This window comes from Roseibium sp. MMSF_3247, assembly GCF_030733765.1.
GTDB lineage: Bacteria > Pseudomonadota > Alphaproteobacteria > Rhizobiales > Stappiaceae > Roseibium.
In genome coordinates this window covers 756,963-783,105 of sequence record NZ_JASHII010000001.1, presented here as the reverse complement: position 1 = coordinate 783,105, position 26,143 = coordinate 756,963, and the positions used below count along the sequence as shown (strand labels likewise).

Here is a 26,143-nt window from a genome sequence, read left to right as displayed (position 1 = left end):
CGCGATTACTCCTGGTCAAACCGCAAAAACAGAACCTGACTGTCACCGGCCTTGCGCCGGTCGAGTTCAGTGAACCCTTCCGGGACTTCAACATCCGCAGAGCTCCGCTCCTCAAGAATGCAGATCGCGCCTGGATTCAGCCATCCGCCTGTCGCAGCAGAAACGAGTGCCCGCTCTCCCAGTCCCTTGTCATAAGGCGGGTCAGCGAAAACCAAATCGAAGGGTTCAATCGTTCCCGGCTCGCCGAGCTTTGTCGCATCCCGCCGGAATATCTTGGCCGCGCCATTGAGCCCGAGGCTTTCCATGTTGCGGCGGATGACACCACGTGGTTCAGCAGCTTCTTCGATAAAGGTACAGTGCCGCGCACCGCGGCTTATGGCCTCAAAACCGAGCGCTCCGGTGCCGGCAAAAAGGTCGAGGACCCGGCATCCATCAATCTCAAACTCAAGCCCATGCACGAGGATATTGAAAACAGTTTCGCGTAACCGGTCGCTGGTCGGCCGCGTGGCATTTGACTTGGGCGCTGCCAATGCAGCGCCCTTGAACCGTCCGGCAACTATTCTCACGAACGGCCACCGCCGCGCGGCGGACGGCCACCGCGATCCGGACGGCCGCCACGGTCTGGGCGGCCATTGCGGCCTGACCGGTCGCCCCGATCCGGGCGGTCACCTCGGCCTGCGCGATCCCGCCCTTCTGACCGCCCACCTTGATCTGAGCGGTTGCCGCGCTCTGGCCGGTCGCCGCGGAACGGACGGTCTTCGCGAGGTCCGCCCTTCCGATCACCTTTGTCGCGGTTTGTGCGACGCTCCTGCTGTTTGTCCTCAACGAGACCTTCATCTCCCCAAATCCGGCGTTGCGGCAGGGTCGGACGCTCTTCGTTGTAATCCTTGCGGAACCGCGGTTCGGACGTCATGCGGAACTTTGACCGCGGTGAGACTTTCTCCCGGCGCGGCCCTTCGTTTCTTCGCTTGCCCTGTTTTGGGCCACCGTCGTCGCTCCGCGAGGCTTTCTTTCGATCTGTCGCCGACTTGCCTTCACGGGCCGTCAGCCATTTGCCCTGGCCTTTTTCCGAGGATCCATCCCGGCCACCGCCACGCGGACCGGACCTTTTCTTGTCCTCTTCCTGCTTCGGCATATGGAAAATGGGCGCATCGAAGTCGGCGCCTGCCTCTTCCGCCAAGGCATCTCCCAGCTGGTCGCGAAGAACACGGCCGCGAATTTCCCGCACATCGCCCTCGGCCAGATCCATGAGCTGGAATGGACCATAGGATAGGCGGATCAGCCGGTTGACCGACATCCCCAGATGTTCAAGGACACGTTTGACTTCGCGGTTCTTGCCCTCTCGCAGACCAACCGTCATCCAGACATTGCCGCCCTGTTCCTTGTCCAGTGTCGCCTCGATCGCGCCATAGAGCACGCCGTCAATCGGCACACCGTCATTCAAGGTATCGAGTTCGGCCTGTGTAATCTTGCCAAAGGCGCGCACGCGGTAGCGGCGCAGCCAACCGGTTGCCGGCAGTTCCAGGACCCGGGCAAGACCACCATCATTGGTCAGCAGCAACAAGCCTTCGGTATTGATGTCGAGACGCCCAACGGTCAAGACCCGCGGAAGATCATCCGGCAGGCGGTCGAACACGGTCGGCCGGCCTTCCGGATCTTTGTTGGTCGTCACCAGGCCGCGCGGCTTGTGGTAGAGCCACAGCCGTGTCCGTTCGCGCATCGGCAGAGGTTCGCCGTCCACCAGAACCTTGTCCTTGCCGGTGACCGTGACTGCTGGCGTGGTCAATACCTTGCCATTGACCTCGACCCGGCCGTTCATGACCCAGGTCTCCGCCTCCCGGCGGGAGCACAAGCCGGCACGGGCCATGACCTTGGCGATGCGTTCGCCGCTGTCGGTGTCAGGAATGGTCACGCGCGGTGCGTCACCCGCCTCGCCGGCTTTGGGAGCGGATTTGCGCGGCGCCGGCTTGCGCGGACCGCGGTTGTCTGCTGCGCGTTTGGGTCGGTTCCGGCCGTTGTCCGGGCCAGACCGTTTCGGAGGGAATTTCTTTGTCGTCATAGGCGCGTCATAGCAGAGCAGAACGCGTTCGGGAATCGCTTGTTTTCACCATTTCAAAGTAATCGTACCCGAAGACGGTATCCGGAACCCAAATTCTCCTACTTTTGCAGCTGACGGATGCCCCGTACCGCCTTAAAACGGCGGATATGGAAAAGACGGCATGACCTCTCAAGACAACAACTTTACCGAAAAGACCTTCATGGATATCGCCCTGGAGGAAGCTGCGGCGGCTGCGGAACGCGGTGAAGTCCCCGTGGGTGCCGTTCTGGTGCGCAACGGGGAGATCTTGGCCCGGGACGGCAACCGGACCCTGGAACTGAGCGATCCGACCGCACATGCCGAAGTCCTGGTTATCCGCGCGGCCTGCGCCGCGCTACATTCCCAGCGGCTTCCGGAGTGCGATCTCTATGTAACGCTGGAGCCATGCGCCATGTGCGCCGGCGCCATTTCCTTTGCCCGGATCCGCCGACTTTATTATGGTGCCGGAGACGAAAAGGGCGGCGCTGTCGACCACGGAACCCGCTTTTTCTGCCAGCCTATTTGCCACCATGCCCCTGAGACATATGCCGGGATAGGAGAACGCCAATCGGCAGCTCTCTTAAAGAGATTTTTCCAAGGCCGACGCTGACCAAACTCTGTTGCGCAATTGCAACGAAGCACAGGTGAATTCACGAACACCCTGACTACGCTGAAAACTGTCATGCAAGACACGCTATGGTAACGGCTCGCGAACCATTAAACTGTCGAGACATCGCGTCATGATCAGATCTGCCATCCTTGGAGCGAGCATGCTGATGCTCGCCGGCCCCGCATTTGCCGCCGACCTTCCCGTCGCACCAGAACCGATAGACTACCTGCGGATTTGTGATGCCTACGGCAACCAGTTCTTTTACCTGCCGGGCACGGAAACCTGCCTGCGTGTTGGAGGCCGCGTTCGTATTGAAGCCCGGCTGAACAATTATGGCAGCGGACCGAACAATTGGTCAGACAAGGCGGCAACAGGAACAACGTTCCGGGCCCGCGGCTACAGCTATCTGGATTCGCGCACCGCAACGGAATACGGGTTGCTGCGTACCTACAACGCCGTCTTCGTGACAAACGACAACGACAGCAGCTCCAATTCCTTGGAGCTGGAGTACAGCTTCATCCAGTTCGGCGGGTTCACCTTTGGCCGGGCTCAATCGTTCTGGGACTTCTGGACAGGTTATTCTTTCGGCGCCCGGGTCACCTCCTACTCCGATACCAAATCGAACGTTGCTGCCTATACCCGTGCATTCGGCAACGGAGTGTCCGCCAGCCTTTCAATTGAAAGTCCGGTATCCCGCCGGGTGGAACTGATTTCTCCGAACGCCAACGGGTATGGCGGCTTTAAGATCCCAGACGCTGTCGCCAATATCCGCATCGATCAGGCCTGGGGTTCCGCGCAAATCATGGGCGCATTACACCAAGTCTATTTCGTCGACACGGCATCAAAATCTGCTCTGGGCTGGGCTGTCGGAGCCGGCGCGGAGATCAAGGTTCCTTTCCTTGGTGACCGGGACAAAGTTGTTCTCCAAGTGGGCTATTCTGACGGCGCAAGCCGTTTCCCACTCGACAGCTGGAACGGCCGGATCACCGACGCCATCAATGTTGGCGGGTCCACCAAGACAACAAAAACATGGAACATAGCCGGTGGCTGGCGTCACGCCGTAACCGACACGGTCACGGCCAATCTGGAAGGTGGTTACCACACGGTCGATGCCGCCTTGGACAGTTACGATTTCAATCAATGGACAGTGACCGGAAATCTCGTGTGGTCACCGGTTTCCAGTCTGGATATTGGCGCTGAAATGCAATACCGGAACGTCGATTTCGATAGAGCGTCCGGGCTTTCCGATACGGATGAAATCTACACAACGCTTCGGGTTCAGAAGACGTTTTGAGCCGCGGGGAAGACCTCAAGCAGCACCGCGCACTGCGTGACGCACACGGATATTCCTGATCACGGTTCGATTTTGGTTTTCGCCCAAACTCAACAGGCGCGCGTTTCAACCTTTGCGGTGCAATAAGCGTCTTGGACCGCGTCCCAGAGACCGTTGCCCCAAAGACCGCTGTGGCTGACGCCTTCAACGATCTTGAGTGTCTTCGGTTCCGGAGCCAGCTCGTACAAGCGTTCTCCGTGCGCCACAGGGATCACCCGGTCATCCGTTCCATGCACGATTAGAACCGGGCTTTGAATGTTCTGGATCCGCTCCCGCGTCGGCATTGGATCCTTCATGAGCACGGACACGGGCAACCAGGGATATTGCTCGGACGCAATGTCAACGAGAGCTGTATAGGGCGCTTCCAGGACGAGCAACCCGGCGTCCGGGCGCTGTTCTGCGACGGCAGTGGCAACACCTGTCCCCAGGCTCTCACCGTGCAGGATAACCGGTCTGCCAGTTGCCGAGACCTTGTCAAAATGCTCCAGCGCATCCTGAATGAACGCTGCCTCGGACGGAGCGCCTTCACTTCCCGGATAGCCGCGATAACTCGGCGCATAGAGCCCGAAGCCACTGTCCAGAACCTGCGCAAAGCGCTTGTGGCGCGTGGACAAATTGCTGGAGTTGCCGTGGAAATAAAGAACGACTGGTGTGTTTTCATGCCCCTCAGACGTCCAGACGGTCACGTCGGTGCCGTCTTGCATTGTGACCGATTCAACGGTGACGTTCTCCAGCCCTTTTACTTCCGGGGATTCAAGTTCACCGGTTGGCACAAAAACGAAATTCCGCTGATTGAGGTACATGTAGCCGGCCACAATGCCATAGGCGATCGCGCCAGCGACCAGGCCTTTTCTGACAGTCCTGCCAACCTTCCGCGCGGTTCCCGTGCCGTCCGGTGCAGGCGGTGTGCTGTTGTTGCTGTCTTCTGCGGTCATTCCGGTCTCCAAACGGCTGCCGATCTCGCCGTATGGGACGGATTTCCCACTGGCTGTTACTTGCGGCCGAAAAGCTTTTCGATATCGCTGAGTTTCAGTTCAACCCAGGTCGGGCGCCCATGGTTGCACTGCCCAGAAAGTGGTGTTGCTTCCATGTCGCGCAAGAGGGCGTCCATTTCTTCCGGCCGCATGCGGCGTCCGGCTCGAACCGATCCATGGCAGGCCATCGTGGCGGCAACGTGGTCAAGTTTCTCCCGAAGACTGTCGGCGGTCTCCCACTCCGCCAGTTCATCGGCGAGCGTGCGCACCATGCCCTGAATGTCCATGTCGCCAAGGATTGCCGGTGTTTCGCGAACCGCGATGGCACCCGGCCCAAACGCCTCAAGCGACAGACCAACCTTTGCCAGATCCTCTGCGCGTTCCGCCAGCCGGGCGGCATCTTCTTCCGGCAAGTCGACAACCTCCGGGATTAAAAGGATCTGCCGGGCAACATCCTTTTTGGCAAAGGCCTCTTTCAGGCGCTCATAAACAAGCCGTTCGTGCGCAGCATGCTGATCGACGATAACAACGCCATCTTCTGTTTGCGCGATGATGTAGGTTTCATGGACCTGTGCCCGCGCGGCGCCAAGTGGCAGCTCGGTTTTCTCCGAGACCAGCGGAACATCATGTGCCCTTGCATCGGCTGACGGTGTGGCCAGAGCAGAAAAGCCATTCTGGACCTCTGAAACCCGATCTTCAGCAAATCCCGGCACAGGATTTGGTGCCGTCTCCAATGGCCGAAAAGCCTCCGGCGCCCAGCGCTCCGCCGTTGCCGTTGCTCCGAACCCGTGCGCATTTGCCGGTCCGCTCGCTGCAGAACCGTAAGCGTGAGAAGTGGCACCGGATGGCCCTCCCGGCTGTGGAGATTGTTTTCGAAGCGCGTCCAAGGCGACGGCTGCGTTGGACGTCGACGACCGGTGCCCCGCTTGGACCAGAGCATGCTTGATCGCCCCGACAAGCAGGCCGCGGACCAACTGCGCATCGCGAAAGCGCACATCGGATTTGGCCGGATGGACGTTCACGTCAACCAGCGCCGGGTCTAGATCAATGAAGAGAACCACCACCGGATGACGATCGCGCGCAAGAACGTCTGCATAAGCCCCGCGCAAACCGGACAAGAGCAGCTTGTCCTTCACAGGTCGGCCATTGACGAAAAAGAATTGATGCTGGGCATTGCCCCTGTGATGGGTGGGCAAACCAGCATACCCGTTGAGCCGGACCCCTTCCCGCGCCGCATCAATTTCCATGGCGTTGTCGACGAAATCGGGCCCCAAAATCTGAGCGATCCGGGCCAGATGCGGCTCGTCGCCGCGCGCTGCCGGCCAGGATTGCGGCTGACGGTCGGCACCGGACAGTGAAAACCCGATATGCGGATAGGCAAGCGCGATCCGCTTGACGATCTCGGTGATGGCGGCGGCTTCGGCGCGGTCGGACTTCAAGAATTTCAGACGGGCTGGTGTCGCGAAGAACAGATCACGGACTTCAACCTGGGTGCCCTTTGAGCGGGCGGCAGGCACAATCGGCTGTTCCTTGCCGCCTTCCACGGCGATCGCCCAGGCATGGTCTTCTTCGCCGTGGCGGGTCTGAATGACGAGACGGGCCACGGAGCCAATCGACGGCAACGCCTCCCCCCGGAACCCGAGCGTGCGGATATCAAACAGGTCATCATCGGAAATCTTGGAGGTGCAGTGACGGCGGATGGCCAGCTTGAGATCGTCCTGACGCATGCCGGCCCCGTCATCGGCGACCCGCATCAGCGTTTTGCCGCCCGCAGCGGTGACGATGTCGATTTGCGACGACCCGGCATCAACGGCGTTTTCAACCAGCTCCTTGATCACGCTGGCAGGCCGTTCAATGACCTCGCCGGCGGCAATCTGGTTGATCACCTGTTCGCCAAGTTGCCTGACCTGCATGAATTGCCCTTTGATTGGTTCCGTTTGACGCGCGCTTCGGATATGGTCCGCGCCGGATTTACTTCGATTCCGTGCAATCCTATCAGATAATTTCTCATCCGAGTGAGCCGCCATGACCGTTTCTGCACCGCTTCTTGTTGACGGGCTCCATGCCCTTGCCCCGCAGTACAAAGGGATCTTGTGCGATGTCTGGGGCGTGCTGCACAACGGTGTATCCGCCTTTGAAGATGCGCATATCGCATTGCGGCGCTTCCGGGAAGAAACCGGTGGCCATGTGGTTCTGATCACGAATGCCCCGCGGCCGGCAAAATATGTCGCTGAAATGCTGACGAACATGGGCGTGCCGGAAGAGGCTTACGACAGCATCGTCAGCTCAGGCGATGTCACCCGCGAAGTCTTGGAAGCGCAAGGTTCCAAGACGCTGCTTCACATCGGACCGGACCGGGACCAGCCGCTCTATCACAATCTGGAAGCAACCTTCACCAGCGTTGACGAGGATGCGGAAGCCATCAGCTGCACCGGTTTCCGCGATGACGAGACCGAAACGCCGGACGATTACCGGGAGCGCTTGCAAAAACTCGCGGCGCGCAAGCTGCTGATGATCTGCGCCAATCCGGATATTGTTGTGGAACGCGGCGACAAGCTGGTCTGGTGTGCCGGAGCGCTCGCGCGACTCTATGAAGACCTCGGCGGTGAAGTTGCCATTCTCGGCAAACCGCACGCACCGATCTATGAGGCGGGTCTGCGCCGTTTGGCCGAGCACGCCGGGACAACAATCGCAAAAGAAGACGTTCTGGCGATCGGCGATGGCCTGCCGACCGACATTCGCGGCGCGGTGTCCCAGGACATCGACGTTCTGTTCATCACTGCCGGCATTCATGCCTCGGATTTTGGACCGAGCGAAGCCCCGGAAGAACACCTGATCCGCAAGCGCCTCATCGAAGAAGGTCTTCGGGCCCGCGCCGCGATCCCGCGGCTGTCCTGGTGAGGGGTTGCACGGGGCGAGAAACGGACGTTTGCTTTGTTGCCAAGAACCTAACGATTGAGCGCCCTTAAGTGCTTGCTTGCTTGCATCGCCACTGGCCAGTTCCCAGTGGCTTCAGAGGAAACCCTCTCAAACACGTTCATACTATCGACCGATAACTCCCATGCACTGGCCATCTTAACAGGGCCGTCCACCACCCGTGCAGTTATGCTGTCAGGAGCAGATCTGAGGGTTCCAACGATTTCGACAGGTGTGAACAGTTTCTCCGGAAGCTCCATCTCCTCTGGCAACGCTAAACGGACAAGGTTGTTGGGCGCTGGCGGCGGCACATGCGCGCACATACCAATTTCCGGTACGAGATAGGTCAACAGCTTCTTTTCGGACAGGGAACCAGCTAACAAGAAATACCCCTTGATACTGATCGTTTGTCCGTCCAGGTACCCGTTGACTGACCAGGCAGCCTTCTTTCGCTTGTCAGCCACAATCCAGCGCTGGGAGATCAGCCAGTCGAAATCGGTACCTGCTTTTGAGAGCGACGTTTCTTTAAGCTCAAGTCGCGACAAAATCAGCGTCTTCTCGTCTTCCGTGAGCTCTTCCCGGTTCAGTCTTTGCCGCAAGCGCGCAACTGTCGCGACATCGCTAAGCTGGGACACTGTAAGGGCCTTAAACGGGTCCTCAAAAGTCCGAGCGTTCTGATCGATAAGTTGCGACCAATCTGCCCCAATCTGCGTTGCGGAAGCGGGCAGCACAAACAGGAGGAAACTGACAAGACAAGCCGTCATACGCATCCGTTTTCTCCCATTAGAGCTCGTTCTTATAGACAACGCCGTCTTTCATGATCAGATCGAAGGTTTCACCTGGGTTTGCGACCAACTCGAGATCCTCCAGCGGGTTACCATCGACAAGTATCAGATCCGCATAAGCACCCTCCTTGATCACGCCAAGCGGACCGTCCTGATAGGGATGGCGCGGGCCACTCAACTCAAGCAGCTTTGCGTTCTCGGAGGTTGCAATTTTGAGTGCTTGATAGGGTGTCATCCATGTTCCGAGGCGGGCAAGGTAGACACTCTGCTGGTAAGCTTTCGCCGGGTCCATTAACTGATCTGTCCCAAAGGCAAGGTTGACCCCAAGGTCCACGGCCATCGGGTAGAGTTGGTCTACCGCATCCGTGACCTGTTTCCATTTTGCAGCGCTAATCGGGCTATCCCAAACCATGTCGGGTTCGAACATGGCCTGCGGACTGAGCCAGGCCCCTTTCTCTTTCATGAGTTCAAGAGTTTCGCGCGATGCAAAGAACCCGTGCTCGATGCTCATCACGCCATTTTCTACAGAAGTGCGAATGCCCTCGTCTGTCATGACGTGTGCGAGTACATATGTGTTGAAGTTGGTTGCTTCTTCGACGACTGCCCGGATCTCATCAACGGAGTATTCGCTGACATCGAGCGGATCGAACTGAGAAGAAACCCCGCCACCGGTCGTGATCTTGACCTGTGTGGCCCCGTACTTGAGGATCTCACGTGTCCGTTTGCGTACCTCCGGTACACCGTCGGACACCATCGCCATCATATTCCGTTCCCAGTAACTGAGTTCGGCATTTGAACTTCTTGGGTTCTCCAAGAGACTGTGAAAATCCGCGTGACCGGACGTTTGGCTCATGAAGGGCCCGGACGGCAGGATGCGATGGCCGGGATAGTCCCCGCTGTCGATCAGTTTCTTGATGGCAAAGGGATTGCCGCCTGGGTCCCGCACGGTCGTGAACCCCCGCATAAGGGTTTCTTTTGCGCCCGTCATACTCCGGATTGCCACTTCGGACATGTCGCCCTGGTTAAAAATAAGCACTGTCGCGGGCGTGTAGGCATAGGTTGTATGCCAGTGCACATCGATCAGGCCGGGGATCATGGTGCGCCCCTCGCCATTAATGATCGTTGCTTCCGCGCCATCGATTTCGTCGGTAGAAATGGACGCGATGAGATTGCCTTCTATAAGAACGCTGGCATTTTCGATGCGCGCCTCGTTGACGCCATCAAAGATGTGCACGTTCTTGATCAGAATCTTCGGTTTCGCGTCTTGGGCGCTTGCTTGAACTCCAAGACAGCAGGCAACAACGACACCTATCCACAATCCGAGCCTCATGCGTAAACCTCCTGCCTCGGTGGCGGCAAGCATCGTATGACTTGCCAATTTCGTCCTACCGCAGCGAGACTAAGGGGCGTTTCTCCTCCCGCGCAACTGCGTAAATTCATCAATGCGCATTTCAAACATGCGGTGGCGGCGAGCGCAGCTGCCGAACCACATCGGTGCGCGCTCGCAAAAATGGATCATTGACAATCTCATGGCCGCAGACCGAACGTCTCGATAGACGACTTTCTGGGAGACTATGAAATGCTTGCCTTTTTCCTGAACGCCCTTCGGCTTTTCAAAGCGATCGTGCGATCCTGGGAAGACCCGCATTTCAAGGGTGGCTTTGTTCTATGCATTCTGATGCTGGTCTCGGGCACTGTTTTCTACAGCAGCGTGGAAGGTTGGCCGTGGATCGACGCGCTTTACTTTTGCGCCGCAACACTCTCGACGGTGGGGTATGGTGACCTGACGCCTCAAACCGAAGCTGGTAAGCTGTTCACGGTCGTTTATATCTTTGCAGGCGTTGGTGTTTTTGTTGCTCTCTTTGCACAATTCGGCAGAGCACTTCTACGCGACACCAAGTGAACCGCGAGCGTCTGCTTTGGGCCCGAATTCACCAAACCAGTCATTGAGTTTCTTCGTGGAGCCATTGCGCAGTTTTTGGCACTTCCAATTTCGCTCAACACACTCATCCAAGCAGCAGACTCGTTTTCGCTCCGGCAAATTCCTGATGGAAGAATAAAAAAGACCGCCCAAAGGAGCGGCCTTTTTCAATTCTGTGTCCGGCGATGATCAGTCGAACAGCTTGTCGATGTCTGCCTGGCTGTCGCCCAAGAGCGCGTCGATGTCATTTTGGGAAACGCCCTCGCCGGAGTGCTGCGGTCCGTGAAGGATTAGCTCCCGCTTGCGGCGCTCTTCATCGGTTTCCTCGATCTCGGTTTCAAAACTCGCCGGGATGCGCAGCTGTTCAATGAAGGAGGTCACCCGCTCATCAATGAAGCGCAGGGTTTCAACCACCTTTGAGATCCGCTGACCGGTGATGTCCTGGAAGGTACAGGCCTCGAAGATGCCGATCATCTTGTTGCTGACAAGATCCTGATAGGCCTCGGAATCACTCGGATCCGCGGCCATGATTTCTTCGGCGGCTTCCATGATGGTGTTGGTCGCGTTCTCGGTCGCTTCGACGATGGCGTCGAGTTCGCGGCCGGCATCCGGGATCTTGTTGCCGGTCATATCATTTGCACGAAGCGCGGAAATCTCCTGCTTCATACGCGTGATTTCTTTGGCAATCGCCGTCAGCTCTTCCGTAACAGCCGGCTGAACTGTCGACAAAAAGTCGTGCATGGACCCCGACATGACTTCGGCAAGATGCATGACATCGTTTAGGGAAACTTCCCCATCCCGGGTCTTGTTTTGTTCCAGGAAATCGATGATTTGCGCGACATTTTCTTGTTTTATTTTGGCCATGAGATCCAGCCTTTCAATGGTGTCCATTGCTTAACCGCCGCCTCCAAACAGCAGATGCCGAGCTCTTGAAAACCGGCAATAAAACATTTTTGGCGCAATTGTCCGGCTGCAGCCTGCCTGCCCAGCCCGGCTGCTTAACTTGAAAAAGAATGCCGGCAACGGCGGAGAAGGAGACGCACACCGGTCCCCGCCAAGCCAAAGTGTTTTAGTCGGAGAAGACAGCCTCAATTTTCCCTTTCAATGTCTGCGCATTGAACGGCTTCACGATGTAGTTGTTTACACCGGCTTTTTTTGCTGCAATCACGTTTTCGGTCTTGGATTCAGCTGTCACCATGATGAACGGTGTTTTGCTGAGGGAACCATCGGCGCGAACCTGCTTCAGCAGTTCGTAACCGGTCATCGGCTCCATGTTCCAGTCCGAGATCACAAGACCATAGCGGCGCTGCTTCATTTTTTCCAAGGCTTCGGTGCCGTCCGCAGCGTCGTCAATGTCTTCGAAACCGAGCTGTTTCAGAAGGTTGCGAATGATGCGAATCATCGTCTTGTAGTCATCGACCACGAGGACCGGCATCTGAAGATCAAGGGCCATTGTCTACTCCATACTGTCAAGGTGCGCGGCCCCTGGCCGTGGGCCGTTGGAAACGCGTTATGACTTCGAAGGAGAGCGACACATTCATTTGTGTCCTCACCTCCCCACACTCAACGCAAACTAACGGCAGCAACTGAAAAGACCGTTAATAACAGACACTTTTTTTCTTCACCGAAAGCATAATTGTCAGAATTCCCGGGCGCGCTTAGCGTCCAACGCACAAAAAAACGGGATACACAGGGCCGAAAACATCATGCTGGAATTGCAAAAACTCTGTTTCGAAGATCTCACCGTCGGCATGACGGAAGAACTCGTAAAACATGTCAGTTCCTCCGACGTGGTGGGCTTTGCCGAAGTGTCGGGCGACAGAAACCCGATCCACCTATCTGAGCACTTCGCAGCCAGAACGCCGTTCAAAACGCGGATCGCGCACGGCCTTTACACCGCAAGCCTGATTTCCGCTGTTCTTGGCACCCGCCTGCCCGGGCCTGGCGCGATCTACTTGTCGCAGACCTTGAATTTCAAGGCACCGGTAAAGATCGGCGATGATGTCACCGTGACCGTGCGCGTCGAAGAACTGATGGAGCGCGGCAACAGGGCCCGGCTGTCCTGCATTTGTAGTGTTGAAGACACCGTGGTGCTTGAAGGCGAAGCTTTGGTCAAGGTACCGAGCAAGACCGAAGACCGCTCCCGGCTTTGATCTGATCAAACCCAGTTCAATTTCATCATGAGAGCAGCTTGACCTTTTTTGGTGTTGGCGGCACGTTCCACGCGGCTTTAAACGGGCGAGTTTTCTTCGTCCGCTCCGGATTGCCAAAACGAACGCCACCTTGCGCATAGGTCAGCTGCATGAACCGCACCCCATCCTCTGAATTTCATATCGCCGAATCGCTGGAGAGTTTTCCTGCAAGTCTCAAGGGCGGTGTGGTTGCGATCGGCAATTTTGACGGCGTGCACCGTGGTCACCGGGCGGTTCTTGACGCTGCTCTCGGACTTGGCCGCGGAACGCATCACCCGGTCTTCGCAATGAGTTTCGAACCGCATCCGCGCACCGTGTTCAATCCGGCAAAGCCCGTGTTCCGGCTGACACCACCGCCGCTCAAGACCGAAATGTTGCGCGTCTGTGGGTTAGACGGTGCTTTGATCCTCCCTTTCACCAAAGACTTTGCAGCTGTTGAAGCCAACGCATTCGTTCAAGATATTCTGATCGACACGCTCGGCATTTCCCACGCCGTTACCGGCTACGACTTCCACTTCGGCCGCGCCCGCCAAGGCACCCCGGATTACTTGCGCGCTGCCGGGGCTGAGCACGGCTTTGGCGTCACAATCGTCCAGCGCGAAGAAGACGAGAATGCTGACGTGATTTCGTCCTCGCGCATCCGGGACAACCTTGCGACCGGCGACATGGCCGAAGCAAATGCCCTCCTTGGTTACCGGTGGTTTTTCGAATCGCAAGTGCAGCATGGCGACAAACGGGGCCGGGATCTCGGCTACCCGACCGCAAATCTTCGGATGCCCGAAGATTGCCCGCTGCTACAAGGCATCTATGCGGTCAAGGTGAGGGTTGGGGACGACTGGTATGGCGGCGTTGCCAGTTATGGAAGACGGCCGACATTCGACAACGGGGCTGCCTTATTTGAAGTCTACCTGTTCGACTTCAAGGGTGACCTTTACGGCAAGACCTTGCGGGTGCACGTGGTCTCTTATCTTCGAGGAGAAGCGAAGTTTGACAGCGCGGATGCGCTGGTCACCCAGATGGACCGGGACAGTGAAGAAGCACGCGCGGCCCTAGCATCATTGCAGCCTTTGTCCGAAATCGATCTGAAACTCTTGGACTTCGCCTCGTGAGACAACGGTCGCCTGCGATCGACGTCAGCGAAAATCCGTTACAGGCAATCCTTTTGATGTCCAGCGCGATGCTGATCGTGCCTGTGATGGACATCATCGCAAAATACCTTTCGTCCTCGATCCACCCGCTAGAAGTCACCTTTGGCCGGTTTGTCTTTCAGTTTCTGGTCAGCTTGGTGTTCGCGCTGATCTTGTTGCGCTTGCCACGCCCTGGCGGACAGCAACCCTTCGTGAATTTTCTGCGTGGGATTTTGCTGGCCTCCGCGTCGTTATGTTTCTTCATCGCTGTGAAATACATGTCGGTCGCCACAGCCATCTCGATCTTTTTCGTCGAGCCGATGATCCTGACGATCCTTGCAGCCCTTATCTTGAAAGAACCTGTTGGCCCCCGGCGGATCGGTGCGATTGCCGTCGGTCTTGCGGGCGCGCTCATTATCTTGCGTCCGAACCTTGCTGAAATCGGCCTCGTGAGCCTGTTGCCGGTCGCAACGGCCGTGCTGTTTTCGTTTTATCTGCTGCTCAACCGGCTCTATCCCGTTCGCGATGATTTGCTGACGATCCAACTGAGTGCAGGGCTGGCCGGAAGCCTTTATCTGGGCGCCATACTCATCGTGGCCACCACATTTGACGTGGGCGATGTCGTCTTCGTGTGGCCGAATGCCTGGCAAGCAGGGTTATTGGCCTTGATTGGCCTCATTTCCTTCTGCGCCCATGGACTGGTGGTGGCCGCGTTCCAACGTGGCAACGCAAGCCTGCTCGCACCTCTGCAGTACCTGGAAATCGTCAGCGCGACCTTGTTCGGGTTTCTGGTATTTGCCGATTTCCCGGATTTGCTTACATGGGTCGGCATCAGCCTGATTGTTGGCAGCGGTCTTTACATCACGCACCGGGAGCGGGTGAGGAAACAGGCGGCCGGATAGAACCCGCAACGTTTGTCCGTCTATGTTCCCATTGCTTGTAATAGCGATGCGTCAGGAACCTGGTCAATAGAACCGGAGCGCTGCCCAGCGGGATCCCCGAGTGCGCTGCAATTGTGCGGGACATGCACGAGCACTGTTGGAGATCGAAATCGGGCTTACCGATGACTTGCCGGATGAAATCGACAGCACAAAGGTTCGCGGCCGCGGTCAGGCAGATAGCGCATAGGGAGACGCATGAGGCGGTTCTTGGTCGATCACACGGCTTACAGCGAAAATTCACACCAGCGCAGCCGACCGAGGGCGCGCGCTCAGCCTTTTTCTGACAAGAAGCGAGATCTCAAGCTACTGTGCCGTTTCCGCCATTCTGGTAGTGTCTTGCCGCAAGCTCCGATCGTCCCCGGCTGATAAGGGATACTCTGGTGATGCCGTACGCCACAACCCACTGTTGCCAGGCGTCAGTTTTGTCATTCTACCCAGATCCTACCGAGGGAGCAGATACCTCACGGCTTCCAAGTCTACAGGAAGAGCAACCCGATCGAACGTATGCGCAACAGGTTAAAACAGTTTCGAAGGGTTTCTTTACGATACCATGAAACCATAAGACCCTTTGCTGACTGCCTCAATCACCCAGCCGCACGCATGTGATTACGGAACTCTGTCAACATCAGCCAGAGTGCGCCATCAATTGCATCTGACGCCCTCGATTTCTTCCTTTTCAGTTTTAGGTGCCATTCTTCACTTAAAGTATTTCATATGAATTATAGGCCTTGAAGCTGTGTTGCAGTTCTATTTGCAGTTACTTGGCTTGTGCCTTCGCCAAAGACTGCCAGCCTCAATCCTACTATCAAGACCAGCAGACCTGCGAGGGGCCCTAACTGGATCAAAAAAGTCTGCGCGATACCGAAACTAAATCCTGTAATGAGCAAAGCGGAAGCGCACAGCGTAGTTGTCCAAGGTGGCAATTTTTGATTTTCGCGCCCCCCCACTAAAAAAGCGATTGCGAGCGAGAGCAGCGTTAAATCGTAGACAAAAATGAACGGTGAAATCAAAGTGGAAGCTGATAGCAAGACTATTGCTTTTGCTTCGAAGTTTATCTGCTTCCGCCAAGTCCAGACAGTAATTACAACAAGAAATAGGCCGAACATAAACTGTAGCACCGAGGCTACGCCAACGCTCCCTCCAATGCCGACAATGAATCCAAAAACGGAGGCCAAATGATACACAGGGAGAAAGCCATCGGTCATGGCCAGTTGCGCCGCAGGAATTTGTTGCAAGAAAGCTAACCAAGTATCTGAACCGAAGACAATCCAACTTGCCCCTGCAAGCAGCAAAGTGGTTACAACTGCCGATAAAAAAGTAATCCAGAAACCTCCTGCCAAGAGAGCAAATGGTATCAAAACACCTAGCTGTGGCTTAGTCGTCAAAAGCCCAATGAATACTCCGGCCAGCACCAGACGTTGGTTCTTAAGACACAACAGGCCCGCTCCAAAGAGAAACGCAGTCAACAACCCATTCTGGCCGTTCATCATTGACATGTACGCTGCCGGTGATCCGAAAACCAAGAATACGGCAAGCCAATGCCGCGCGATCTTTTTCATCACTACCGATAGAGCAACAGCGTTAAACCCCTGAAAAACAATGTATGCCGTGGTTGAACTGAAAAAGCCGAGTGGTGTGATCATCATTAAGTACATTGGCGGATAAAAAAATGCGAAGAAGACGCCTGGGTCGTTGTAAAGCTCTTGAACACCTATGAACGCGTTAATGTCATATGGGACTTCTGGCATCCCCATCAGAACCTGTCTGGCAGCCATCCAGAAGCTCAAAAAATCGCTGACTAAAACAATCGTTCCATCTGGCATCGTCTTAGCGAAATCGACTTGCCACAGGACGTTAAAAACAAAAAAAGAAATTGAAGAAACCACACCTATCAGCAGTAGTCGGTCTGCTTTTGCCCAAGTCCCGTTCGCCAAACTCAACATCAAATTAACCTACTGGAAGATTTTGCAATTTTTGTCCTAAACTTGACCCATAAATATTTGGTTGATCACGTTCGACTTTCTCCATTCCTAATTGGGTAACTAGTCTCTGGAAGGCGTTTTAATTGCAAAACGAGAACGACTTAGCTGCCAAGTTAGGCTGTCCGGTGGGCAGATACGGTTCAATTGCCCCTCTTTATTCCTTGTCGAACTGCTGCTATGTCCCATGCCATGCAAAAACAGGTTGTCTTCCGCCCCTGGATGAAGGTGGCGTACATAAAGCGAATTACCGGCCCGGCCCTCGGCTGACGCAATTGCGGCGCCAGGGACCGGGATAAGCCTCGTTCGACTGCCGTCATCGCGCCGGCAGACATTTCATGAAAATTGACTGCGGGCCTCGTCCCGCTGACCGGATCGACCACCGATGACCGACGCACCAAAACGCGACTATTCTGAAACGCTGAATCTGCCGAAAACCGAATTCCCGATGCGGGCAGGCCTTCCCAAAAAAGAGCCGGAAATCCTGACGCGCTGGGATAAGCTGAACATCTACAAGACGCTGCGGGATCAATCCGCAGGACGCGACAAATTCATCCTGCATGACGGCCCTCCTTACGCTAACGGCAACATCCATATCGGACATGCGCTGAACAAGACCCTGAAAGACATCGTCACCCGGTCGATGCAAATGATGGGCTATGACAGCAACTATGTTCCGGGCTGGGACTGCCATGGTCTCCCGATCGAATGGAAGATCGAGGAGCAATACCGCGCCAAAGGCAAGAACAAGGACGAAGTGCCGATCAACGAGTTCCGCAAGGAATGCCGGGACTTTGCTGATCACTGGATCGGCGTACAGCGCGAAGAGTTCAAACGCCTTGGCATCGAAGGTGACTGGGACAATCCGTATCTCACCATGCGCTTTGAGAGCGAAGCGGTCATTGCCCAGGAACTCATGAAGTTCGCCATGTCCGGCCAGCTTTATCGCGGTTCCAAACCGGTGATGTGGTCCGTTGTCGAAAAGACTGCGCTGGCTGAAGCGGAAATCGAATACCACGACTATCAGTCCGACCAGATCTGGGTGAAATTCCCGATCGTTGAGGCCGGGGGCACCGATGAAGCAGCGGCGGAGCAGCTGCTCGACGCTTCGGTTGTTATCTGGACAACCACCCCGTGGACCATCCCTGGCAACCGCGCCGTGTGCTTCTCATCCCGGATCAATTACGGTCTTTATGAAGTGACCCAGGACGGCCTGCCGGACGACAACTGGGTGCAAAAAGGTGATCTCCTGATCCTCGCCGACGCACTTGCCGGCGACGTCTTCAAAAACGCTCGCATCGAGGACTTCAAACTGGTCCGCGCAGTGTCTCCGGATGAGATGGCCGCGCTCACGCTGGCGCACCCATACCGGGACATGGATCTCGGCGGCTATCAGTTCGATGTGCCGCTGCTTGACGGCGACCATGTCACAGATGACGCCGGTACCGGTTTCGTACACACGGCTCCAGGTCACGGTGCGGACGACTTTGAAATCTGGATGGCAAACGCCAAGGACCTTGATGATCGCGGCATCGACACCGCAATCCCCTTCACGGTTGCCGACGACGGCTTCTACACCAAGGATGCGCCAGGCCTGGAGGGCAATCAGGTCATCACGCACAAGGGTGAAAAGGGTAAGGCAAACAAAGCCAACATCGAGTATCTGAAGCAGGCAGGCGCTCTGATCGGGCTTGGCCGCATGAAGCACCAGTATCCGCATTCATGGCGCTCCAAGAAACCGATCATTTTCCGCAATACGCCGCAATGGTTTGTCTATATGGACAAGACCTTGTCCAGCGAAGGCGACACGTTGCGGACCCGGGCCCTCAACGCAATTGACGAAACACGGTTCGTGCCGGTTTCCGGTCAAAACCGCTTGCGTTCAATGATCGAAAACCGCCCGGATTGGGTTCTCTCTCGCCAGCGCGCTTGGGGAGTGCCGATCACGGTCTTCATCAACAAGGACACATCTGAAGTTCTCAAGGATGAAGCGGTCAATGCGCGGATCTATGAGGCGTTTGTTCAAGAAGGAGCGGATGCCTGGTTCGCAGAGGGCGCAAAGGAACGCTTCCTCGGCAACGATCACAAGGCTGATGAGTGGGACATGGTCATGGACATCCTGGATGTCTGGTTCGATTCCGGGTCCACCCATGCGTTCTGCCTGGAAAAGCGTGAAGACCTTAACCCACAGCGCAAGACCGCCGGCGGCAAGGACTACGTTCTATACTTGGAAGGCTCGGACCAGCATCGCGGCTGGTTCCACTCCTCGCTTCTGGAAAGCTGCGGCACCCGCGGTCATGCACCATATGATGCGGTCCTGACGCACGGCTTCACAATGGCCGAAGATGGACGCAAAATGTCCAAGTCGCTCGGCAACCAGGTGTTCCCTCAGGACATAATCAAGCAATACGGCGCGGACATCCTGCGTCTTTGGGCAGCGTCGTGCGACTATTCGGAAGATCAGCGGATCGGTCCGGAAATCATCAAGACCAGCGTCGACAGCTACCGCAAACTGCGGAACACACTGCGCTGGATGCTGGGCTCCCTGGCGCATGCGACCGGCGAAGAAGTTGCCCTCCGTGACATGCCGGAGCTGGAGCGCCTGATGCTGCACCGGCTTGCAGAGCTTGATGCCATGGTTCGCCAGGCCTACGCCGATTACGACTACAAGAAGATCTTCCACCAGCTGTTCACATTCATGACGGTGGAACTGTCGGCGTTCTATTTCGACATCCGCAAGGACGCGCTTTATTGCGACGCCGGGTCTTCCAATCGCCGCAAGGCATCTCTCTATGTCATCGACAAGCTGTTCAACAGCCTGGTCACATGGATGGCGCCGATGCTGCCGTTCACAATGGACGAAACCTGGGTCTCCCGCTACGGCGAGGAGACATCTGTACATTTGCAGCAATTCCCGGCGGTTCCGGCAGACTGGAAAGACGATGCGCTCGCGGAGAAGTGGGCCAAGATCAAAACGGTTCGCCGTGTGATCACCGGTGCTCTTGAGATCGAACGCCGCGAGAAGCGGATCGGCTCCTCATTAGAAGCACATCCCATTGTTCACGTGACCGATCCAGACCTCATGGCTGCGCTGGAAGGCCGGGATATGGCTGACATTGCCATCACCAGCCAACTCACCTTGAGTTCGGATCCAGCCCCGGAAGGCGCGTTTTCGCTGGACGATACAAGGGGCGTTGCGGTCGTACCCGCACTTGCGGAGGGCACCAAATGCGCCCGGTCCTGGAAGATCCTGCCAGAAGTCGGAACAGACCCGGATTATCCAGATGTGACACCAAGGGACGCCGACGCGCTGCGTGAATGGGACGCAGCCAACGTTGCCGCATAACGGATCAATGAGACCTTGATGACAAATGGCAGTGATAACTCAGATCACCCCGCAAAACCGACCTATGTCTGGGGCGGCTTAAGCTGGCTCGTTCTGTCTGTCGCTGCCATTTGCTTCCTTCTGGATCAAGCAACCAAGATCTGGTTCGTCCATGGCTTTGATCTTGCCGCAAACGGCCCGGTAAGGGTCTTACCGGTTCTGGATTTTGTTCTCGTATGGAACCGCGGCATCTCCTACGGCCTTTTCCAGCAAGACAGTGATTTGGGCCGCTGGTTGCTTGCCGGTTTCACCATTGCAGCGACGATCGCACTGTGGATTTGGTCGACCCGCGTCGATTTGAAGCTTCCGGCTCTTGCACTTGCCCTAATCATCGGCGGCGCAATCGGAAACGGTGTAGACCGGGTTATTTACGGAGCTGTAGTCGACTTTGTCCACTTCCACGTCGGCACGTTCTCCTGGTACGTGTTTAACCTAGCCGACGTGTGGATCGTTGCAGGTGTCATCGGTCTCCTGTATGACAGTTTCGCAAACGGTCCAAATTAAGCCGCAAATTAGCGGTTTATAGGCTGGATCTATTACTTTCTGTTTGGCGGTGGTCAGACAGTGTCCGATTTCTTGAAGGATACGTTGTGGTGCGCACGCTCGGCGATTTTATCTCCAAAGGCCTCCTGCTCGCAGCAGTGACAGGCCTCGCAGCTTGTCAGGCAGCCGACGGAACGACCGTTGCTCCCGATACGGCTTTGGTGAACAACATCATGTCGGGCCTTGGCGCCGTCGATCCGAACAAAAAAGAGATCGAATACAAACCACGCGCTCCGCTTGCCATGCCGGCCGACAACACAACATTGCCGTCACCTTCAACTGAAGTTGCTGGTGCAGGGTCCCAGAATTGGCCCGAGCAGCGCAACGAAGATGAGATGAACGCCCTGCGGGATCGCTACAAAGTCGCCACGGACCACCGCGGTGACCTCAAGCGGCTTACACCAGAACAGATGGCAGGAATTGAAATCGTCGGTGTTGAACGTCCTGCGTCGACACCGGAACTGCGGGCAGCATCCGATCCGGATACTGCGCTTGGCCCGGGCAAACGTCTGTCACCAGAACAAATGAAAATCGAGTCAGAGCGGTTTAATGCGCTGAAACAGCAACAAGCCGGCACACAGACGGCTGGCGCTGCACTTCAGCGGCAATACCTGATCGAGCCGCCTGCAGCGTATAGCACGCCGTCTGCCGACGCTCCGATGCCGTCGACAGAAATCGAAGTGAAAAAAGAATACGTGAAGGTACAGCGGGACCACGAAACGAACCGCCTCGATCCAAGATGTATGGCGGGCGAGTCCAAATACTGTAACTAACTCTTCACGCCAAATTACAGACATTTAATGAGGCCTCCGATCCATTCGACCCTATATGGGGTGTTTGGGCCGGAGGCCTTTTCGTTTGGGCATACAACAGGAGCTCCCCGTGATTGGATTGCGCCAACCAATACCGATACTCAGTTTTGACCGCGCATTGCGCGGCAGACTTTTGGCAAGCCTTTTCTCCGCCACGCTGTTTGCCGTTCCGCTATCCGGCGTAACCCTATCCAAGGCAAACGCTTTGGAAGTCACGCAAGACGAAATTGTCATCGCGCCGAACCTTGAGCGGTTCGTCCTCGACAATGGACTGGAAGTGGTTGTGATCCCTGATCGCCGGGCTCCCGTTGTCACGCACATGCTTTGGTACAAGGTCGGATCGGCCGATGAGCCCGAAGGTCAATCCGGTGTCGCTCACTTCTTAGAACACCTGATGTTCAAGGGAACCCAGGACCATCCGGACGGTGAGTTTTCAAAAATCATTGCTGACCGCGGCGGCCAGGAAAACGCCTTCACCAGCTACGATTACACCGCCTATTTTCAGCGTGTTGCAAAAGAACACTTGCCGCTGATGATGGAAATGGAAGCGGACCGGATGGAAAACCTCGTTCTCAGCGACGCAGTGGTCGCGCCCGAACGGGACGTTGTATTGGAAGAGCGGCGGGACCGGGTTGAGAGCGATCCCGGGTCACGCTTGCGGGAAGCGATGAACGCCATCACTTTCGTAAATCATCCCTACGGATCGCCTATTATCGGTTGGCAGAATGAGATCGAAGCTCTCAACAAGGATGCAGCAATCGCGTTCTATGACCGCTTCTACACCCCGAATAACGCCGTGCTTGTCGTCGCAGGTGACGTAGAACCAGCTACCGTTCTGGATCTCGCCCAAGATACATATGGCAAGGTCCCGCAGCGGGCAGAACCGGGCGAACGTCTTCGTCCTGCGGAACCGCCGCTTGCCGGAGAACGGCGGATCGCAGTCACAGATCCGCGGGTGAGGCAAGAAGCGATCTCCCACACATGGATCGTGCCGAGCCAGACAACTGGCGAAGGCCGGACACCGGAAGCGCTGGATATTCTGTCCTACGTCTTGGGTCAGGGCCCATCCAGCCGCCTCTATAAGGCCCTTGTGCTGGATGCCGGCCTCGCCACGAGTGCGGGCGCCTATTACCAGAGCACAGCCCTGAACAGCGGACGTTTTGTTGTCTACGCTTCACCGCGGCCCGGCCATACGCTGGAAGACGTTGAAGCGGCTGCAGCGCAAGAACTGAGCAAGTTGCTGGAAGAGGGTGTAACCGCAGAAGAAGTCGATCGGGCAAAACGCAGCATGATCGCGAGTTCGATTTACGCTCAAGACAGCCAGACCGGCCTTGCAAGGCTGTTCGGTGCGGCCCTCACAACCGGCATGGAAGTCGAAGATGTCCAGACTTGGCCAAGCCAAATCCAAGCTGTCACACCCGAAGACGTTGAAGCTGCTGCGAGAGAATTTCTGACCGCAACACCTGTGACCGGGGAACTCAGAAGCCCGCAATCAAACGCCGACACCGCCAATAAGTCCGGCAAGGAGTCCTGATCATGAGATTGCAACACGTATTCCCCACTACCCCGGCCCTGTTCGCATTCGTGTTTGCCGTTGTAGCGCTCGCAGTGCGTCCATCTTTTGCTGTGGAAGTGGAACGGGTCATAAGTCCGAAGGGCATCGAAGCATGGCTGGTTGAAGACCACACGGTGCCGATCATTGCCCTAAACTTCTCCTTTGAAGGCGGCTCGGCTCAAGATCCGGCAGACAAAGCCGGTCTGACACGCCTTCTGGCCGCAACAATGGATGAGGGCGCAGGTGACCTGACCTCTGAAGACTATCAGGCACGGCTTGAGGAGCTGGCCGTGAGCGTCAACTTCAGCACCGGCAAAGACAGGTTCTTCGGCAGCATGCGCACCCTGACCCAAACGCTTCCCGAAGCGACGGAAATGCTCGCACTCGCCCTGAACGCACCGCGGTTCGATGTTGAGCCAGTTGAGCGCATGAAAACTCAACTGATCACCCGCGCTAAGCGGAATGAGACCAACCAGGATGCCATTGCGGGCCTTGCACTGTCGAAGGCTGTGTTCGGCGATCATCCTTATGCGCAACCGACGCTTGGTACACCTGAGACACTGGGGGGCCTTCAACCGGAGGACTTGAAAGCGCACAAGCCCAAGCTCATCGCAAAGGACGGTCTCAAAATCGGAGTTGTTGGCGCAATTGATGCTGAAACCCTGAAGTCAGTCCTGGATACAGTCTTTGCAGGTTTACCGGAGAAAGCCGACCTGAAGCCAATCGAAGAGCTCACCCCGCGAACCGGAGACAATGTCGAAGAGTTCCTCGATGTACCGCAGACAACGATCCTATTATCGCTGCCAGGTTTGAAGCGGGACGATCCGGACTATCAAGCAGCGTTTGTCATGAACCACATTCTGGGTGGTGGAACCTTCACCTCCTGGATGTATCAGGAAGTACGGGAGAAGCGCGGCCTCTCTTATGGCACAGGCACGTCCCTTTCGCCTTACAAGCACACAGGCGTTCTCATTGGTTCTGCCTCAACAAAAGCAGAGCGTTCATCCGAGACCGTCGACGTCATGCTGGCTCAGCTGAAACGGATGGCCGAGGAAGGACCGACAGAAGCTGAACTTGCAAGTGCCAAACGGTTTCTGACCGGCTCCTACGCACTCCGGTTTGACAGCTCCGGGAAAATCGCCCGGCAACTGGTTGCGCTTCAAAATGCCGGTCTTGGCATTGATTACTTCGACCGGCGCAACAGTGAAATCGAGGCTGTCACTCTGGACGATGTCAACCGGGTCGCCCAGCGCCTCATAGCAGGTGTTGACCCTACAATTGTCCAGGTCGGCCCTAACAACCCGCCGGCAACCGACTGACCTGAAGGCCAGGATTTGGACTTCAAAACAAAAAGCGGCGGGACTTTTCCGCCGCTTTTTATTTGGGGCTCATCGTGAAGAAACATATTCGTGACGCTAAGCTCATGGCTCTGCAAGACCGCCTGCGTCACGCGGCTGGCGGATCACAGACGGCTTGATACCGGAGCTGGTTTAGCCTGCCGCTTTTTTGCGTGGTGCCGGTGTGCCTTGCAAGACTTCCGCCCGTACAGGCCGCGGCGGTGAGAAGAGGTTGCCCTGGGCCAGTTTTACGTCGAAGTCGAGAAGCTCAAGCACCTGGGACTCGGTTTCAACGTGATCAGTGATCAGTTCCATACCGTAGCGGTGAAGCAGATCCCCAAAATCGGACGGGTGAATGTGACCGTGATTGGTTTCCCGTCTACCGATCAGATAATCCGCATTCAATTTGCCATACTTGAAGCCACGGCCAGCCAAGCTGTTGAAGTCCATTCTCATGTCGTCAATTTGATCAACAGAGAAGCGGAAACCAGATTCATAAAGCGCTGCAAGGCTTTCCAGCTCAACCGCACCCATCTGAGCGATATCGGATTGCGAGAACTCAAAAATCAGGGCGTCTGAGAACTCACGGTTGGACCGGACAAATTCCAGGAAGCCGGGAAAGAAAGTATTGTCCGACAACGACAATGAAGAGATGTTGCAGAACAGGACAGCGTTGCGATTGCGCGACATCAGCCTGCGGATAACCTGAACCGACCGGAACAGAAGCAAGTTGTCGATGCGGGCGATGTGTCCGGAGCGAACGGCCTCGGGCATGAAGGCTTGCGCCTCAATGGAGTCGCCATTGGCGTTCCGCAGGCGGGTAAACGCTTCGTAGTGCTTCACCTGACGCTGAGGCAAACTCACAATCGGTTGCAGAAAAAGCTCAACACGGTTTGCATTCAGCGCCGATGTGATGAGCTCATTCATGGCCGGGTTGGGGCCAGGCTTGGTCAGGCGCTCCGCAGATGGTTCAGCCGGAAGATCGGCAAAACCTTCATCGATTTCGCGCGCACCAGCACCACCATCAGGCGCACGGCCATCGCGTGGCACGTGCACACCATAGCGACGGTCCAGCTCAGACATATCACGATGGGTCGGAACGACGCCGTCATTGTATGGGCCTGGCTGCGGCGCTTGCGGTGGCGCGTAAGGAGCATGGTGCGGGACAGGCGCTTGCTGCGGATACTGACCCGGATGAGATTGACCTTGGCCGTTGGTCTGCGGATATCCCAGGTTTGGCTGCTGAGGCTGCTGATATTGCGGCAAACTCTGCATGGGTGGCGGAGGTGCGATGGCCTGCTGATCCTCCACCTTGGTCTCCAGGTCGGACATGGCTTCTGCCATCTGCTTGACCAGCGTGCCGAGCACTTCGACCTCTGCAAACAATGGATCGATTTCTGCCCTGGTCCGGCGCGGCATCGTATGTTCCATGCCAGTGAGACGGCCTTCAAGATTGCCGACATCCTCGTCGAGATCCGTCATGCGTTCTTCGAGGCGCTCTACGGCGTCGCTCACTGCACTGCGGTCCCGCGACCGTCCAATCAGCAGATGAACGAGGATCATCGTGCACATCAGCGCTAGGGACAGCGACACGGCTTCTCCAAATGGACGGCCAAATTGGAAAACCATCACTGCCGCTGAAGACAGTGCAATGAT

The 26,143-nt window shown here is 56.4% G+C and carries 23 protein-coding genes; 12 read left to right on the top strand and 11 right to left on the bottom strand.

Features of this window, described 5'->3' with window-relative positions:
• Positions 1–5: 5 nt before the first annotated feature.
• Together rsmD and RBB44_RS03480 are read right to left on the bottom strand one after the other, a co-directional pair.
• Positions 6–566 carry a 16S rRNA (guanine(966)-N(2))-methyltransferase RsmD gene (rsmD, locus tag RBB44_RS03485; RefSeq protein WP_306149888.1) on the bottom strand — a complete coding sequence of 187 codons (561 nt, stop codon included), beginning with the start codon at positions 564–566 and terminating at the stop codon, positions 6–8.
• Entirely contained in the window at positions 563–2,059 is a 1,497-nt protein-coding gene (locus RBB44_RS03480; RefSeq protein ID WP_306149887.1) for a pseudouridine synthase, read from the bottom strand. Before RBB44_RS03480 ends, rsmD begins: the two co-directional genes overlap by 4 nt.
• 160 nt (positions 2,060–2,219) lie before the next feature.
• Between RBB44_RS03480 and RBB44_RS03475 the strand changes: the two genes are divergently transcribed.
• The gene (locus RBB44_RS03475; RefSeq protein ID WP_306149886.1) at positions 2,220–2,687 is read left to right on the top strand and encodes a nucleoside deaminase; all 468 of its coding nucleotides are present in this window, start codon (positions 2,220–2,222) and stop codon (positions 2,685–2,687) included.
• 130 nt (positions 2,688–2,817) lie between these two features.
• A complete protein-coding gene (locus RBB44_RS03470) occupies positions 2,818–3,981 on the top strand; it encodes a porin (RefSeq protein ID WP_306149885.1) in 1,164 nt (387 codons plus the stop codon).
• Positions 3,982–4,070: 89 nt separating this feature from the next.
• On the opposite strand, the gene RBB44_RS03465 is transcribed toward RBB44_RS03470, so the two are convergent.
• Together RBB44_RS03465 and mutL are read right to left on the bottom strand one after the other, a co-directional pair.
• Complete coding sequence (locus tag RBB44_RS03465) at positions 4,071–4,955, bottom strand: alpha/beta hydrolase (protein ID WP_306149884.1); 885 nt, start codon at positions 4,953–4,955, stop codon at positions 4,071–4,073.
• A gap of 56 nt (positions 4,956–5,011) precedes the next feature.
• Positions 5,012–6,907, bottom strand: a complete 1,896-nt coding sequence (gene mutL / locus RBB44_RS03460; RefSeq protein WP_306149883.1) for a DNA mismatch repair endonuclease MutL — start codon at positions 6,905–6,907, stop codon at positions 5,012–5,014.
• Positions 6,908–7,019: 112 nt separating this feature from the next.
• Here mutL and RBB44_RS03455 point away from each other — a divergent pair, with 112 nt between their 5' ends.
• Positions 7,020–7,895, top strand: a complete 876-nt coding sequence (locus RBB44_RS03455) for a TIGR01459 family HAD-type hydrolase (protein WP_306149882.1) — start codon at positions 7,020–7,022, stop codon at positions 7,893–7,895.
• 47 nt (positions 7,896–7,942) lie between these two features.
• Here RBB44_RS03455 and RBB44_RS03450 read toward each other — a convergent pair whose 3' ends face one another.
• Positions 7,943–8,680, bottom strand: a complete 738-nt coding sequence (locus tag RBB44_RS03450) for a DUF3299 domain-containing protein (RefSeq protein WP_306149881.1) — start codon at positions 8,678–8,680, stop codon at positions 7,943–7,945.
• A gap of 13 nt (positions 8,681–8,693) precedes the next feature.
• Positions 8,694–10,025 carry an amidohydrolase family protein gene (locus RBB44_RS03445; protein ID WP_306149880.1) on the bottom strand — a complete coding sequence of 444 codons (1,332 nt, stop codon included), beginning with the start codon at positions 10,023–10,025 and terminating at the stop codon, positions 8,694–8,696.
• A gap of 249 nt (positions 10,026–10,274) precedes the next feature.
• Here RBB44_RS03445 and RBB44_RS03440 point away from each other — a divergent pair, with 249 nt between their 5' ends.
• The gene (locus RBB44_RS03440; protein ID WP_306149879.1) at positions 10,275–10,598 is read left to right on the top strand and encodes a potassium channel family protein; all 324 of its coding nucleotides are present in this window, start codon (positions 10,275–10,277) and stop codon (positions 10,596–10,598) included.
• Positions 10,599–10,805: 207 nt separating this feature from the next.
• Here RBB44_RS03440 and RBB44_RS03435 read toward each other — a convergent pair whose 3' ends face one another.
• On the bottom strand, positions 10,806–11,507 hold the full coding sequence (locus RBB44_RS03435; protein ID WP_306149878.1) for a protein phosphatase CheZ: 702 nt from the start codon (positions 11,505–11,507) through the stop codon (positions 10,806–10,808).
• A gap of 178 nt (positions 11,508–11,685) precedes the next feature.
• Positions 11,686–12,069 (bottom strand): response regulator, encoded by a 384-nt coding sequence (locus RBB44_RS03430; RefSeq protein ID WP_006935666.1) that lies wholly within the window; start codon positions 12,067–12,069, stop codon positions 11,686–11,688.
• Positions 12,070–12,322: 253 nt separating this feature from the next.
• On the opposite strand from RBB44_RS03430, the gene RBB44_RS03425 reads away from it, so the two are divergent.
• The gene (locus RBB44_RS03425; RefSeq protein WP_286182821.1) at positions 12,323–12,769 is read left to right on the top strand and encodes a MaoC family dehydratase; all 447 of its coding nucleotides are present in this window, start codon (positions 12,323–12,325) and stop codon (positions 12,767–12,769) included.
• Between the two features lie 25 nt (positions 12,770–12,794).
• On the opposite strand, the gene RBB44_RS03420 is transcribed toward RBB44_RS03425, so the two are convergent.
• Complete coding sequence (locus RBB44_RS03420; protein ID WP_286190016.1) at positions 12,795–12,920, bottom strand: hypothetical protein; 126 nt, start codon at positions 12,918–12,920, stop codon at positions 12,795–12,797.
• On the opposite strand from RBB44_RS03420, the gene RBB44_RS03415 reads away from it, so the two are divergent.
• Together RBB44_RS03415 and RBB44_RS03410 are read left to right on the top strand one after the other, a co-directional pair.
• Positions 12,919–13,917, top strand: a complete 999-nt coding sequence (locus RBB44_RS03415) for a bifunctional riboflavin kinase/FAD synthetase (RefSeq protein ID WP_306149877.1) — start codon at positions 12,919–12,921, stop codon at positions 13,915–13,917. The two genes, RBB44_RS03420 and RBB44_RS03415, sit on opposite strands and share 2 nt — an antisense overlap.
• Positions 13,914–14,837 (top strand): DMT family transporter, encoded by a 924-nt coding sequence (locus RBB44_RS03410; protein ID WP_306149876.1) that lies wholly within the window; start codon positions 13,914–13,916, stop codon positions 14,835–14,837. The genes RBB44_RS03415 and RBB44_RS03410 overlap by 4 nt, the downstream gene beginning before the upstream one ends.
• A 758-nt stretch (positions 14,838–15,595) precedes the next feature.
• On the opposite strand, the gene RBB44_RS03405 is transcribed toward RBB44_RS03410, so the two are convergent.
• Positions 15,596–16,819 (bottom strand): glycosyltransferase family 87 protein, encoded by a 1,224-nt coding sequence (locus RBB44_RS03405; protein ID WP_306149875.1) that lies wholly within the window; start codon positions 16,817–16,819, stop codon positions 15,596–15,598.
• Positions 16,820–17,240: 421 nt separating this feature from the next.
• On the opposite strand from RBB44_RS03405, the gene ileS reads away from it, so the two are divergent.
• The 5 genes from ileS to RBB44_RS03380 all read left to right on the top strand — a co-directional run bounded on the left by ileS (position 17,241) and on the right by RBB44_RS03380 (position 24,469).
• Complete coding sequence (ileS, locus tag RBB44_RS03400; RefSeq protein ID WP_306149874.1) at positions 17,241–20,201, top strand: isoleucine--tRNA ligase; 2,961 nt, start codon at positions 17,241–17,243, stop codon at positions 20,199–20,201.
• An 18-nt stretch (positions 20,202–20,219) separates the two neighbouring features.
• Positions 20,220–20,744 (top strand): signal peptidase II, encoded by a 525-nt coding sequence (gene lspA / locus RBB44_RS03395; RefSeq protein ID WP_306149873.1) that lies wholly within the window; start codon positions 20,220–20,222, stop codon positions 20,742–20,744.
• 89 nt (positions 20,745–20,833) lie between these two features.
• Entirely contained in the window at positions 20,834–21,556 is a 723-nt protein-coding gene (locus RBB44_RS03390; protein ID WP_133948426.1) for a hypothetical protein, read from the top strand.
• A gap of 55 nt (positions 21,557–21,611) precedes the next feature.
• On the top strand, positions 21,612–23,129 hold the full coding sequence (locus RBB44_RS03385) for a pitrilysin family protein (protein ID WP_306149872.1): 1,518 nt from the start codon (positions 21,612–21,614) through the stop codon (positions 23,127–23,129).
• A 2-nt stretch (positions 23,130–23,131) separates the two neighbouring features.
• On the top strand, positions 23,132–24,469 hold the full coding sequence (locus RBB44_RS03380; RefSeq protein ID WP_306149871.1) for a pitrilysin family protein: 1,338 nt from the start codon (positions 23,132–23,134) through the stop codon (positions 24,467–24,469).
• Between the two features lie 171 nt (positions 24,470–24,640).
• Here RBB44_RS03380 and RBB44_RS03375 read toward each other — a convergent pair whose 3' ends face one another.
• Positions 24,641–26,080: an EAL domain-containing protein gene (locus RBB44_RS03375; RefSeq protein WP_371932317.1), complete on the bottom strand. Its 1,440-nt coding sequence runs from the start codon at positions 26,078–26,080 to the stop codon at positions 24,641–24,643.
• Positions 26,081–26,143: the final 63 nt, after the last annotated feature.